The following is a 13836-nucleotide window of genomic DNA, read 5'->3' as shown; positions in this document are numbered from 1 at the left end:
CATGTCCGCCCTGTGGATTGACACCGACATGGGCTTTGACGACCTCGCAGCCATCGGGCTTTGCCTGTCGGGCGGCGCGAAGATTGCGGGGCTGTCGGTCGTCGCGGGGAATGTCCCCTTGCCCCGCGCGGTCGAAAACGCCTGCGCGGCGGCCGAGGTCTTTGGTTGGGACATGCCCATTCTCGCCGGCGCGGCGAAGCCATTGGCCGGGGCGTTGCAGACTGCCGCCTATGTGCTGGGCGATGACGGCATGCCCTCGGTGGGGGCGCATCTTCCGCCGACGACGCGCATGCCTGATCCGGGCGACGCGGTCGAGGCGATGGCGAATTATCTTCGCGAGGGGGGGCGGCGCGTTCTGGCACTCGGTCCGTTGACGAACCTCGCGCATCTGGCCGCACGCCATCCCGGTCTCGCGGCACAAGCGGATCTGGTCTGGATGGGGGGCGCCTTTGCCCGTGGCAACCATACGGCCGTCGCCGAGTTCAACGCCGCCGTCGATCCCGAGGCCGTGGACGCCGTTCTTGGCGCGGGCATCCGCATGGTCATGGTCGGGCTGGAATGCTGCCGCGAGGTGCAGGTCTCGCTTGCCGACATCACGCCGCTGCGCACGCTGCGCGGAGAACGCGCGGCGCTGCTTGCCGACCTTTACGAAGGCTATGTCCGTATTGCCGCGAACGGCGCACGGCCGATGGCGCTTTACGACCCGGTCGCCGCGGCACTTGCGCTTGAACCGGGGCTCGCCCGATATGCCGACGTCCATATTGCCGCCGAGCTTGACGGGCGGCTGACGCGGGGCATGACCGTCATCGAATGGCGCGGCCACAAGGCCCAACCGAATGCGCGCGTGGCCCTTGGCCCCGACGCCCAGGAAATCCGGCGCCGCTTTCACGCGGCGCTGACCAGCATGTGCAGGGATACCGATGACCGAACCGTCTGAACCGCAGGATCTGAACGCAGGCGATCTGCGGGACCGCGCCGTACGCGCTGCCTTGGGGCAGGCACCCTTCGATATCCTGCTGACCGGAGGGCAACTGGTCAACGTCGCGACATCCGAGATCCATGCCGCCGACATCGGCATCGTGGGCGCGCTGGTCGCCTCGGTCCATGCGCCGGGCAGCCGCTCGGATGCCGCCCAGGTGATCGACTGCACCGGCCGCTTCATCGCGCCGGGCCTGATCGACACGCATATGCATATCGAAAGCTCGATGGTGACGCCCCGGCGCTATGCCGAGACGGTCGTGCCGCAGGGCACCACCACCGTGGTCTGGGATCCGCACGAAGTCGGCAATGTCGCCGGGCTGGACGGCGTCAGATGGGCTTGCGAGGCGTCGTCGGGTCTGGATCTGCGGGTTCTGGTGCTTGCACCGTCCTGCGTGCCCTCGGCTCCGGGGATCGAGCGCGCGGGGGCCGAGTTCAACCCGCCCGAAATGCGCGAGATGCTGGCCTGGCCGCAGATTCACGGCGTGGCCGAGGTCATGGACATGCGCGGCGTCCTGAATCGTTCTCCCAAGATGACCGGGATCGTCGGTGCCGGGCTTGCCTCTGGCAAGCTGGTCTGCGGCCATGCCCGCGGGCTGAAGGGGGCCGAGGTACAGGCCTTTGCCGCGGCCGGCATCGGCTCGGACCACGAGATCACGGCGGCCGAGGATTTCATGGACAAGCTGCGCGCGGGGTTCACGATCGAACTTCGCGGGTCGCATGACTATGTCCTGCCCGGCGTGGTCGCCGCGTTGAACGACCTGCCGCACCTGCCTCAGACGCTGACCGTCTGCACCGACGACGTCTTTCCCGATGATCTTGACCGGGTCGGCGGCATGGCCGACGTGCTGCGCCGCCTTGTCGGCCACGGCATGACGCCCGTCGACGCCCTGCGCGCGGCGACGCTGAATGCCGCCATGCGGATCGGGCGCGCGGATCTGGGAATGGTCGCGCCGGGTCGCCGCGCCGATATCGCGGTCTTTGCCGATCTGGACGATTTCCTGGCCGGGCTGGTGCTGGCATCGGGCCGGATCGTGGCGCGAAATGGGATCTGCCTGAACCCGACCCATGCCCCCGCCGCGACCCCGTTCACCGACACGATGAAGCTGCAGCCCCTTGACGCTGCGGATTTCGAAATTCTCACCTCCGGTCCGACCGCGCGCGTGAACACCGTGTCGAAGCCCCGCTTCACCGAATGGGGCAACGCAGAGCTTCCCGTCCGGGACGGCAAGGTGCAGGTCCCCGCGGACATGCTGCGGATGGCGGTGATCCATCGTCACGGCAAGGCCGATCCACGCCCCGTGGTGGGGCTGCTTCAGGAATGGGGCAACTGGTCGGGGGCCATCGCCACCACCATCGCCCATGACAGCCACAACCTGAACGTCTTCGGCAGCGATCCCGCCGACATGGCGGTCGCCGCGAATGCGCTGATCGGCTGCGGGGGCGGCATGGCCGTCGCCAAAGACGGCAAGCTGCTGGCGCTGCTGGAACTGCCGGTTTGCGGCCTGCTGTCCGATCGTCCCACGGACGAGGTCGGCCGCGCGCTTGACCACCTGCGCGAAGCTGCAGCGACTGTCGCGGACTGGTTGCCACCGCTGCGCAGCTTCAAGGCGCTGGTCGGAGCCTCGCTGGCCTGCAATCCCGGCCCGCATGTGACCGATATCGGCATCTGCGACGGAGCAACGGGCGAGATCCGGCAGACCGTGGCGGACTGACGCCCGCCGCGTGGCGCCTGCGGCCGGTTAGCGGTCCAGCTTCAGGCGCGACCGCATCCTGCGCCCCGGCGACAGGTGGGTCTGCCGGAACGCGTTGAGGTAATTCTCGCGCGTGCGGTGGATATGGCCTTCCAGCAGGCCCGCCAGCTCATCCCGGCGCGGCCCTTCGGCATCAAGGATGCCCAACGCCAATTCGCGGTGATCGCGGAACGACCGGCGCGGCTCTCCTTCGGCCTTCAGGGCCAGATGAGTGCGCAGCGACGCCACGCGGCCCAGGATCATGCGATAGGCCTCGACCAGGTGACGGTTCCCGGCGGTCTGCACGATCTCAAGGTGAAAGTCGGTATCCGCCCGGCCATAGTCGCGCATGTCCCCTTCGCCCATTGCCCGTTCCATGCGGGCACAAGCCGCCTGAAGGCGTGCGGACAGGCCCGGCAGCGCATCGCGCGGCAACAGGCGCAGCGCGCTGGTTTCCAGCACGCCGCGAAAAGTCACAAGATCCGAAATCCCTTCTTCCGAGGGGGAATAGACGAAGGTGCCGGATTTCGGGACGATGATGACCAGCCCTTCGACCTGCAGCAGGTTCAGGGCCTCGCGGACCGGGGTGCGAGAGACGTCGAAAGCCTGCGCGAGGATTTCCTCGGACAGGCTTTCGCCGAACTCGAAATCCGCATCGACGATCGCCTGCCGGATCCGGTCGGCGATCTGTTGCGAGAGCAATTGCTTGGCACTGGGCTGGCTGCTTTTGCGGGCTGTCACGGTCATTTCTCGGGTTCGGATGGCGCGCGCCCGCCTTGGGCGCGCGCGGGGGTCAGTCGCGCTTCGCCTTCAGCGTCATGCAGAGCAGCGATCCTAGGACGGGGAAGATGGCAAGGGCAAGCAACGACAGCTGGAAGCTGTCCGTCGCCGACTTGACGTAACCCACGATGTAAGGCCCGGTGAAGCCGCCGATCTGGGCAAAGCCGTTGATCGCGGCAATGCCACCTGCCGCAGCCGCGCCTTGCAGGAATTGCGGCGGCAGCGTCCAGAACACGCCCATATAGGACCACAGGAAGAAGGCGCAGATGCACAGCAGCACCAGCCCCATCAGCGGCGATCCCGCCATGGCCGAAGCGGCCAGGAAGATGCCTCCGACAAGTCCGCCCATCGCGGTGTGGAACTTGCGCTCTCCGGTCCGGTCCGAACTGCGCGAGACAAGGACAAGACCAGCCCCCGCGAAGATGAACGGAATGGCCGAGACGAAGCCGGTTTGCAGCGTGGTCAGGTTGCCAAGCGACTTCACGATCTGCGGCAGCCACATGATGACGCCGTAAACTGCAATGCCGTTGAACATGTAAACGATGGTCAGCAGCCAGACGCGCCAGTCGCGGAAGATCTCGGCCAGGTCATGGCGGGTGTCCTGTGGCGCGGCGCGGCGTTCGGCCTCAAGCTGGGCGATCAGCCACTTGCGTTCGTCGGGGGCCAGCCAGTGGCGGTCCTTTTCCGGGCTGTCCACCAGATAGAAGAAGGCGACGATCCCCAGGATCGCGGCGGGCACGCCTTCCAGGATGAACATCGCCTGCCAGCCGCGCAGGCCCCAAAGCCCTTCGCCCGCGTCGATCAGCCAGCTGGACAGCGGCGCGCCGAAGACGATCGACAGCACCGTCGCGGTCATGAAGGTCGCAGTGGCCCGACCACGTTCGCGCGCGGGGAACCAGTAGGTCAGGTAAAGCAGGATGCCCGGCGCAAAGCCCGCCTCGGCCACGCCCAGCAGGAAGCGCATGATATAGAACGAGGTCGGCCCCTGAACGAAGGCCATCCCGCAGGAAACGAGCCCCCAGGTCACCATGATCCGCGCGATCCAGACGCGTGGGCCGAAACGGTGCAGCATCATGTTCGACGGGATCTCGAAGGCCAGGTAGCCGACGAAGAAGATGCCCGCGCCGATTCCGAAGATATAGGGCGTCAGGCCAATATCTTCGTTCATGTGCAGCGCGGCGAAGCCGATGTTCACCCGGTCGAGATAGTTCACGATGAAGCAGATGAAAGCGAAAAGCACGATCCGCCGGTTCAGCTTGCTGATCGTGCGGTCGCGCAGGTTTGTGTCCAGCGTCATGGACGCGGGGCCGGATAGTGCCATTCCTGAATTCTCCTCCTGCTGCCGGACGCGGGGCCCGGCCATTGCGGGCGCATCCTTAGCGGCTTTCACGGTTTTGACAACTACCATTTTAATCTAGTGCCCTAGTTGACGGGCATCCGCGACCCATGCTTTATCCCCCCGTCATTCTTGCCCGGAGGAGATGCATGAACACCTATCCCTGCTTTGAGAACCGCACTGCCCTGATTACCGGCGGCGCGTCGGGCATCGGCCGCGCCGTCGCGGGCAAGCTGCTTGATCTGGGTGCGAACCTGGTGGTGTGGGACATCAACGCGGCACGGCTGGAGGAACTCCGGGCGCTGGCGCCCGACCGGATCGAAACGGCGGTGGTCGACGTCTCGGACAGCAGCGCCGTTCGCGCCGCGGCCGAGGTCGCACGCGCACGTTTCGGGGGTTTCGACTATCTCCTGAACAACGCGGGCATCATCGGGCGGCACATGTCCGTCACCGAGCTTGACGAGGCAGAGCTGGACCGCGTGCTGGCAGTGAACCTGAAAAGCGTGTTCGTCGTCTCGAACGTCTTTCTGTCGGCCCCCTCGGGCCGCGAGGGTCGCGCGATCGTCAACCTGTCCTCGATCGCGCAGCGGACGGGCGGCATGGTCGGCTCGATCGCCTATGCCACGACCAAGGGCGCGGTCCATTCCTTCACCACCGCGCTTGCCAAGGAATTGGCCCCGCATGTGCGCGTGAACGCAATGGCCCCCGGCGTCATCGATACCGAGATCCAGAAGGACGTGTTCACCGATCCCTCGAAAATCGCTGCGATGGCGGACGTGATCCCGCTGAAGCGTCTGGGCACTGCCGAAGAAGTCGCGGATTGCGCGGTGTGGCTGTTCTCGGACGCCTCGGCCTATGTCACCGGGATTTCCATCGACGTATCGGGGGGGCGCTGAAATGGCGGACCAGGCAAGCGCGCTGCGTCGCGCCATCCGGCAGGGGCTGGTCATGGCCCCCGGCGCAGCCGATCCGCTGACCGCGCGGATGGTCCAGCGCGCGGGTTTCGGGGCCGTCTACATGACCGGCTTCGGCGCCACGGCGGCGCGATTGGGAATGCCCGATATCGGGCTGATGAGCCAGACCGAGATGACCGATCATGCCCGGAACATGGTGCGGGCGACCACGATCCCGGTGATCGCGGATGCCGATACCGGCTATGGCGGGCTTGCCAACCTTGCCCGCACGGTCGAGGAATATGCTGCATCGGGCGTCGCCGCGATCCATCTTGAAGACCAGCAGATGCCCAAGCGCTGCGGCCAGCGCGCCGGCATCCGAGTCATCGACGCCGAGGAAAACGCGCGCCGCCTGCAGGCCGCCGTCAAGACACGCGGTACGCATGAGATGATGCTGATCGCCCGCACCGACGCCCTGCCCGCCCTTGGCATCGACGAGGCCGTGGCCCGCGCCAGACGCTATCAGGATGCGGGCGTCGATCTGGTTTTCGTCGACGGCATCAAGAAGATCGCCGAGGTCGAGGCCGTCGCCCGCGCCGTGCCGGGCCCCAAGGTCGTCAGCATCGTCGACGGGAACGAGACGGTGGCGCTGAAAGCCTCGGACTTGCAGGACATGGGGTTCTCGGTCGCCTTCTATGCGCTTTCCGCGCTGTTCACCGCGGTCCGGGCCGTGTCGCAGACTCTGGAGGCGTTGAAGGCCGATGGAACACCCGCCCGCCGCGCCGACGCGATGTGCAGCTATGGCGAATTCGCCGATCTGGTGGATCTCGAGCGTTTCGACGGGTTGGACCATGATTTCGGCTGGCCGGTGACTTCCTGACGGGCCCGTCGCCGCCGCCCGCGCGTCAGGCCCAGCCTTCGCGGGTGGCGGCGACCCGAACTTCCTGTCCCGCAAGCTCTGCCTGCAGCGCGTCGATGCATCCCGCATCGGGACCGATCGCGACAACCCGATCCATCGGCAGCTCGCCCGCCGCTTCGACCGGTACCAGCGTCACGACCCCGCCGGCCAGCTGCAAAAGCTGGGGCAGCGCTTCTTCCGACAGACGCAGATAACCCTTCAACCGATGGATTCCGCGCTGGTGGCGACTGATGGCTGCCAGCAAGTGTTGGCGATCGACCGGGCCGGACAGCCGCAGCGTGCGGCTGGCAAACAGGTTGCGGTGGTCGCCGTCGCGGTCGTCGGCCGGGTGCAGGGCAGACAAAGCATTGAAGTCATGGGGCTGCCGAAGCGCCTGATCCAATACGCCATCCGGGGCGAGGTGCTGGCTGGCCAGAGGGTTCATGCCGGCCAGCAATCGCGCCGCCCGCCGCAGCGCCACCCGCCCGGCGATATCCGCCCGTGACAGGAACAGCGCATCCGCGCCAAGGATCTGTCTTCGTGCGACCTGACCCGTTCGGGGATCGGCCAGACGCTCGGCAATACACAGCGGGTCGACCACCGCCAGCACCGCCTGACAGTCAAGGTCGCGTTCCGCCAGCGCAAAGCTTGCCAGCCGGCGTGGCTCGGCGACGCCGCTGGCTTCGATCACCAGCCGGTCCACCTTGCCCCGCAGGCTCAGCGCCCTGTCGAAGGCATCGAACAAGCCCCCGCCCATCGAGCAGCAGATGCAACCGTTGCTGAGCTGGATGGTATCCGCCGTCTGCCGCGCGATCAGCGAGGCATCGACCGGCACGTCGCCGAAATCGTTGACCATGACCAGCACCCGCTCGGTCGCGCGGGTCAGCAGGTGGTTCAGCAAGGTGGTCTTGCCCGCACCAAGATAGCCGCACAGGATATTGACAGGCAGCGGCCCCGCCATCGTCAGAACGACCCTGCCGGAACCGCCCGCCCGCCGAAGACGGTGCCCCAGACGCGGACTTCGCGCAGACGCTCGGCCCCCAGTGCGTGGGGGTCATCCTCAAGCACCGCGAAATCGGCGCGCTTGCCAACCTCGACCGAACCGATTTCGCTGTCCAGCTTCAGCGTATAGGCCGCACCCAGCGTGATCGCATGCAGGGCGGCGTCCATGCCGATCCGCTCGGATGTGCCAAGCTGGCGACCGCTGTCGGTGCGACGGTTGACTGCGCACCAGGCGGTGACAAGGGGGGCAAGCGGCGTGATCGGCGCATCCGAGTGAATGGCCAGCGGGATCCCCATTTCCAAGGCGCTGGCGCAAGGGTTCATGCGGCTGGCACGTTCCGGGCCGATCGTGACCTCATAATGCTTGTCGCCAAAGTAATACAGATGGTTCGCGAACAGGTTCACGCAGCATTGCAGGGCCGCGATCCGGCGAAGCTGGGCGCGATCCGCCATCTGGCAGTGCTGGAGCACGTGGCGATGGTCGGGGCGGAAATGCCCGGCCAAGGCCGCTTCCAGCGCCTCAATGGCGGCAAGGCTGGCGCCGTCGCCGTTCACGTGGATATGCATCTGGATGCCCTGCCGGTTCAGGTCATCGGTCATAGTGCGCAGCGCCTCGGGTGCGATATTCCAGCTGCGGTTGTCGGTGCCCCGGTAATAGCCCGGCTCCAGCAACTGCGCGGTAAAGCCCTGGATCGAGCCATCGGTGACGATCTTGACCCCGCCAAGCCGCAGGCGGTCGGTGGAACGTGCCTGCAGAGCCGTCGCGCGCGGCCCGATCTCTTGCGGCGGCAGGGCCATTGCCGACAGCATGGGCACCAGCCGCAAGGGATAGTCTGCCTTGCCCGTCGTCTCCTCCAGATTGGCCAGCATGTCGTCGCCAAGATCATTCAGCAGGTCGGTCGAGGTGGTTACCCCCGCCCGGCAGGCCGAGCGGGCGAAGTTCCAGATCGCCTCGGCATCGCCACCCATGCTGCGAAAGCTGGCCCCCACGCGGCGCATGACCGGGAACATCGCCCCCATCTCGTGCAGCTCGCCGTGCAGAATGCCGTCCTTGCCGCGCAGGACACCCGGCACATCGGTCGCGTCATCGTATCCGGCCAGTTCCAGCGCGGCGCTGTTGGCGGTCAGAAGATGCATGTTGGAATGCAGCACGACCACCGGCCGCGTGGTCGAGACCTGATCCAGATCCAGCCGTGACAGTCGCTCGCCGGGGACGAACAGCGGATCGAAACCCCAGCCGATGATCGGGCCATCGCCCAGTTCGGCGGCACGTTCGCGCAGGCGTGCGACCAGTTCCCCGGCGCTGGCGATGCCCGGCCAGACGCGGCCATCGGGGGCGGTGCGTTCGTAATGTCCAAGATAGGTGAAGCGCCAGATCGAGCCCTCCATCATGTGGGCGTGACCCTCGACGAAACCCGGCATCAGCACCTTGTCTGCGAAGCGGTCATCGTGGCGCACCTCGCCCCAGTCGCCCATGTCACCGGGGCTGCCGACGGCAAGGATGCGCCCTTCGGGCGAGACCGCCACATGCGTCGCCTCGGGCCGCGAAGGGTCCATGGTGATGATGCGCTTGGCAGAAAACACGGTAGGGATCATGCGACGTCTCCGACGAACCGATTGTTTTCGCCAGATTAGCCGTGACATCCTTCCTGCGGGAAATGCATAATTCAGCGGTAATTCCTCTGATATGCTGAGGGTAGAATGCACTACACCCTGAAACACCTGCGCTATATCGAGGCGGCCGAGCGGCACCAGTCGATCACCGCCGCCGCGGAAACGCTGTTGGTCTCGCCCTCGTCGATCGCCGCCGCCATCGACCATATCGAGGCGCAGGCGGGTCAGCCGGTCTTTGCCCGTGTCCCGTCGCGCGGGATTGCCGCCACCCATTTCGGGCGCAAGTTCCTAGACGAGATCCGGCTTCTTCTGGCAGCGCAGGCGCGTTTCGACGACAAGATCATGAACCTTGGCCAGATGATCGACGGTACCGCGCGCATCGCCTGCTTTACCCCGCTGGCCCCGATCCTTCTGCCCACCATCCTGTCGGATGTGCGCGAACGCTATCCTCAGCTTCGCATCGATGTCATGGAAAGCACCTCGGAAGAGATCGGTGGCGCATTGGAAAGCGGAGAGGCGGATTTCGCCCTGTGCTATGGCCCCGTCCACGAGCTGATTTATCGCTTCCTGCCGCTTTTCGTGGGCTATCCCCACGCGGCGCTGCCCGTTTCGCATCCCTTGGCCAGCGGGCGCTTCGTCACGCTGGAGCAGCTTGCGCCAGAACCTCTGGTCGTTCTGGACCTGGAAATGTCGCGCCGCTATCTGATGGACCTGTTCACAGGCCGCGGGTTGAAGCCGAACGTAGTCTATTCGGCCCGCTCGACCGACATGATGCGGGCGCTGATCGCCGCCGGCATGTGCTACGGCATCTTCAACATCCGCCCGATGATCGAGCAGACCTATGCCAAGGGCGATCTGGTGCGCCTGCCGCTGGCCGGCGAACTGGACGCACCGCGCGTCGGCGTTCTGACCCGCCGGGACACCAAGCTGACACCCGTTTGCGAAGCGATTGTCGCGGCTTGCGAGATGCAGGCGATGCAGGGGGCCTTCGACCGGGCATTCATCCGTCCCTACGTTCCCCAGGAATTCTGAGGAAGTGGGGCGCAAAAATGCATTTGCCGCATAGCTGACCATACGGATTCATTGATGTGACAGCGCCATTGCAGAACCCGGCGCGCGCCCCCAACAGGAGACATCGATGCGTCCGATCGCAGTCCTTACCCGTCGCGCCATGCTCGCCGGGGCCGCGGCCCTGACCGCCCTTACCCTTGCGCCGGCGGTCCACGCCGAAGAACCGCAGCGAGGCGGCACACTGGTCATCGCATCGGTCCAGAAGCCGCGCCATCTGAACGCGGCGGTCCAATCCGGCATCGCGACCGGCGTGCCCGCGGCGCAGATCTTCGCGACGCTCCTGCGCTATGGCGAGGATTTCCAGCCCCAGCCCTATCTGGCCGAAAGCTGGGAATTCAGCCCCGATAACAAGGTTCTGACGTTGAAACTGGTGCAGGGCGCGACCTTCCACGACGGCAAACCCATCACTTCCGAAGACGTGGCATGGTCGCTTGACGTGGCGAAGAAGAACCACCCCTTCTCGACCATGCTGGCGCCTGTCGAGGCTTTTGAGGCCCCCGATCCGCAAACCGTCGTGATCCGCATGAGCGCGCCGCATCCGCCGATCCTGCTGGTCCTGTCCTCGGCACTGACGCCGATCCTGCCGAAACATGTCTTCGACGACGGGCAGGACATCAAATCGAACCCCAAGAACAACCTTCCCATCGGCTCCGGCCCCTTCAAGGTCACGGCATTCGAGCCGGGGCAGCACATCATTCTGGAACGCTATGACGGCTTTTTCCTGAAGGGGCGTCCCTATCTGGACCGGATCGTGATCCGGCAATACCAGGATTCCAATTCCGGCGTACTGGCCCTGGAATCGGGCGAGGCGCAGATGTTCCCCCTGCTGGATTCCACCCGGCTGATCCGGCGGCTTGAGAAGTCGGGCAAGATGTCCGTGACCGACAAGGGCTATGCCGCCATCGGCCCGATCAACTGGCTTGCCTTCAACACCAAACAGCCGGACCTGGCCGATGTCCGCGTGCGACAGGCGATCGCCCATGCCATCGACCGGAATTTCGTGACCAAGGCCCTGCATGCCGGGCTGTCGAAGCCCGCGGTCGAGCCGGTGGTCCAGGAAAGCCCCTTCTTCGCCGAGGATGTGGCGCGCTATGACTTCGACCTCGACAAAGCCAAGGCGCTGCTGACCGAAGCCGGCTATGGCGAGGGGGGAAAGAAGCTGTCGCTGCGGATCGACTATCTTCCCGATGCCGACGAACAACAACGCGCCGTCGCCGAGTATGTCAAGGCGGCGCTGGCCAAGGCCGGGGTCGAGATCAGCGTCCGCGCCTCGCCCGATTTTCCGACCTGGGCGCAGCGGATCTCGTCCTATGACTTCGACCTGACCATGGATCAGGTCTTCAACTGGGGCGACCCGGTGATCGGGGTGAACCGGACCTATCTTTGCTCGAACATCCGGCAGGGGATCATCTGGTCGAATACCCAGCAATATTGCAACGAGGCGGTCGACAAGCTGATGACCGAGGCCGCGACCGAGCCTGATCAGGCAAAGCGCAAGGATCTTTACGGTCAGGCCTTCAAACAGATCACCGCGGACATCCCCATCCATTTCATCAACGAGGTTCCCTATCACACGGTCTATACGCAGGCCGTGCAGAACCCGCCCGTCTCGATCTGGGGACCGATGGGTCCGATGGATGACGTCTGGCTGAAGCAATAGGCGCGGAGGCCCTGCAATGATGCGTCGTATCCTGCGGCAGCTGCTTTACGCGGTCGGCCTGATCCTTGCCGTGCTGGTGCTGAACTTCCTGCTGATCCAGCTTGCGCCCGGCGATCCGGCACAAGTGATCGCCGGCGAAATGGGCGGTGCCAGCCCCGAGGTCATGGCCGCGATCCGCCAGCAATACGGGTTGGACAAGCCGGTGCTGACCCAGCTTGCACTGTATCTGGGCCGCGCGCTTCAGGGCGATCTGGGCATGTCCTATTTCTACAACCGCCCGGTGGTCGAGCTGATCGTGTCCCGGCTTGGCCCGACGCTGCTGCTGGTGGCCGCGGCGCTGGCCTTTGCGATGCTGGCCGGCACGCGGCTGGGGCTGATGGCGGCGAAGAACCCGCGTGGCATCGCCTCGGGGGTGGTCACGGTCTTGTCGCTGGTGGGCTATTCCGCACCGGTCTTCTGGACGGGGCTGATGCTGGTCATCCTGTTCGGAGCCAAGATCCCGCTGTTCCCGATCGCCGGGATGATCGATGTCGTCAAGGTCGGCGGACCGCTGACGCGGGCGCTGGACATCGCCCATCACCTTGTCCTGCCCGCGCTGACGCTGGGGCTGGTCTATCTGGCGCAGTATAGCAGGCTGACCCGCGCCTCGATGCTGGAGGTGCTGGGCGCCGACTATATCCGTACCGCCCGTGCCAAGGGCGTCAGCGAGCGACAGGTTCTGGGCCGCCACGCGTTCCGCAATGCGCTGCTGCCGGTCGTCACCGTCGCCGGGATGCAGTTCGGGGCCATCATCTCGGGCGCGGTGCTGGTCGAGACCGTGTTCAGCTGGCCCGGCCTTGGCACGCTGGCATTTCAGGCCATCCTCGCGCGCGATTACCCCACGGTGCTGGGCATCCTGTTCTTCTCGACCCTGATCGTCATCATCGCGAACCTGCTGACCGATTTCGTGTCGCGTCTGCTGGATCCGCGCCTTGCCGGAGGACGTTGACATGACCGCCGAAGCCAGAACCTCGGTTCCAGCCGCCCGCGGGCCCCTGAGCGAAGCTTGGGAGATCTTCCGCCGCAGCCCCTCGGCCATGCTGGGGCTGCTGGTGATGACGCTTGTCGTGCTGATGACCTTTGCCGGGCCGCTGCTTTACCATGTAGACCCGTTCGAGATCGTCTGGGCACCGCTTTCGCCGCCCGGTGATGATCCGACGATTCCGCTGGGCACCGACAATCTGGGACGCGACATCCTGGCCGGTCTGATCGCGGGCGGACGTGCGACGCTGGCCGTGGGCTTCGCGGCCGCGCTGATCACCATGGTCATCGGCGTCGTGATCGGGGCCTATGCGGGCTTCTATGGCGGCCTTGTCGATGACATGCTGACGCGCGTGACCGAGTTCTTCCAGGTCCTGCCCCCGCTTCTGTTCGCGATGGTGGTGGTCACGCTGTTCCAACCCACGCTGGTCAACGTGGCGCTGGCCATCGGCATCGTCAGCTGGCCCCAGACCGCGCGCCTGACCCGGGCCGAGTTCCGCCGCATCCGCACACTGGAATATGTCAGCGCGATGCGGGCCGTCGGCGCGGGCGACGGCCATATCATCTGGCGCGTGATCCTGCCCAATGCGCTGCCACCGCTGATCGTCTCGGGGACGCTGACCATCGGCATGGCCATCCTGTTCGAGGCCGGACTGAGCTTCCTGGGCCTGTCCGATCCCAACATCATGTCCTGGGGGCTGATGATCGGATCGGGTCGCGAATACCTGCTGGATGCGTGGTGGGTCGTGACGCTGCCCGGCGCGATGATCTTCCTGACCGTCCTGGGCGTCAGCCTGGTCGGCGACGGCCTGAACGACGCCTTCAACCCCCGGCTAAGGGAGCGCTGAGCC

At 65.7% G+C, this 13836-nt stretch carries 12 protein-coding genes; 8 read left to right on the top strand and 4 right to left on the bottom strand.

Annotated features, from left to right (window positions below):
• Position 1 precedes the first annotated feature (1 nt).
• On the top strand, positions 2-937 hold the full coding sequence (locus tag ACO2Q4_RS06425) for a nucleoside hydrolase (RefSeq protein ID WP_423318144.1): 936 nt from the start codon (positions 2-4) through the stop codon (positions 935-937).
• Positions 921-2693 carry an adenine deaminase gene (locus tag ACO2Q4_RS06420; protein ID WP_423318142.1) on the top strand — a complete coding sequence of 591 codons (1773 nt, stop codon included), beginning with the start codon at positions 921-923 and terminating at the stop codon, positions 2691-2693. Before ACO2Q4_RS06425 ends, ACO2Q4_RS06420 begins: the two co-directional genes overlap by 17 nt.
• Positions 2694-2720: 27 nt before the next feature.
• Here the strand turns inward: ACO2Q4_RS06420 and ACO2Q4_RS06415 are convergent, their stop codons facing one another.
• Positions 2721-3458 (bottom strand): GntR family transcriptional regulator, encoded by a 738-nt coding sequence (locus ACO2Q4_RS06415; RefSeq protein WP_423318140.1) that lies wholly within the window; start codon positions 3456-3458, stop codon positions 2721-2723.
• Positions 3459-3504: 46 nt separating this feature from the next.
• Complete coding sequence (locus ACO2Q4_RS06410) at positions 3505-4812, bottom strand: MFS transporter (protein ID WP_395134697.1); 1308 nt, start codon at positions 4810-4812, stop codon at positions 3505-3507.
• 164 nt (positions 4813-4976) lie between these two features.
• On the opposite strand from ACO2Q4_RS06410, the gene ACO2Q4_RS06405 reads away from it, so the two are divergent.
• Both ACO2Q4_RS06405 and ACO2Q4_RS06400 read left to right on the top strand, forming a co-directional pair.
• Positions 4977-5723, top strand: coding sequence for an SDR family NAD(P)-dependent oxidoreductase (locus tag ACO2Q4_RS06405; protein WP_423318137.1), 747 nt, complete (start codon positions 4977-4979; stop codon positions 5721-5723).
• 1 nt (position 5724) lies between these two features.
• Complete coding sequence (locus ACO2Q4_RS06400) at positions 5725-6600, top strand: isocitrate lyase/PEP mutase family protein (RefSeq protein WP_423318135.1); 876 nt, start codon at positions 5725-5727, stop codon at positions 6598-6600.
• A 25-nt stretch (positions 6601-6625) separates the two neighbouring features.
• On the opposite strand, the gene ACO2Q4_RS06395 is transcribed toward ACO2Q4_RS06400, so the two are convergent.
• Together ACO2Q4_RS06395 and ACO2Q4_RS06390 are read right to left on the bottom strand one after the other, a co-directional pair.
• A complete protein-coding gene (locus ACO2Q4_RS06395) occupies positions 6626-7579 on the bottom strand; it encodes a CobW family GTP-binding protein (RefSeq protein WP_423318133.1) in 954 nt (317 codons plus the stop codon).
• Positions 7580-7581: 2 nt separating this feature from the next.
• Positions 7582-9216 (bottom strand): amidohydrolase, encoded by a 1635-nt coding sequence (locus ACO2Q4_RS06390; protein ID WP_423318131.1) that lies wholly within the window; start codon positions 9214-9216, stop codon positions 7582-7584.
• 105 nt (positions 9217-9321) lie between these two features.
• Between ACO2Q4_RS06390 and ACO2Q4_RS06385 the strand changes: the two genes are divergently transcribed.
• The 4 genes from ACO2Q4_RS06385 (at position 9322) to ACO2Q4_RS06370 (ending at position 13833) form a co-directional block, all read left to right on the top strand.
• Positions 9322-10266, top strand: coding sequence for a LysR family transcriptional regulator (locus ACO2Q4_RS06385; RefSeq protein WP_423318129.1), 945 nt, complete (start codon positions 9322-9324; stop codon positions 10264-10266).
• 106 nt (positions 10267-10372) lie between these two features.
• The gene (locus ACO2Q4_RS06380; protein ID WP_423318127.1) at positions 10373-11965 is read left to right on the top strand and encodes an ABC transporter substrate-binding protein; all 1593 of its coding nucleotides are present in this window, start codon (positions 10373-10375) and stop codon (positions 11963-11965) included.
• 16 nt (positions 11966-11981) lie between these two features.
• On the top strand, positions 11982-12953 hold the full coding sequence (locus ACO2Q4_RS06375) for an ABC transporter permease (RefSeq protein WP_423318125.1): 972 nt from the start codon (positions 11982-11984) through the stop codon (positions 12951-12953).
• A 1-nt stretch (position 12954) separates the two neighbouring features.
• On the top strand, positions 12955-13833 hold the full coding sequence (locus tag ACO2Q4_RS06370) for an ABC transporter permease (protein WP_311757845.1): 879 nt from the start codon (positions 12955-12957) through the stop codon (positions 13831-13833).
• Positions 13834-13836 lie beyond the last annotated feature (3 nt).

This window comes from Paracoccus sp. KR1-242 (genome assembly GCF_049446195.1).
Lineage (GTDB): Bacteria > Pseudomonadota > Alphaproteobacteria > Rhodobacterales > Rhodobacteraceae > Paracoccus > Paracoccus broussonetiae.
The sequence above is the reverse complement of the archived record's forward strand: the minus strand, read 5'-3'. Positions and strand labels throughout refer to the sequence as shown.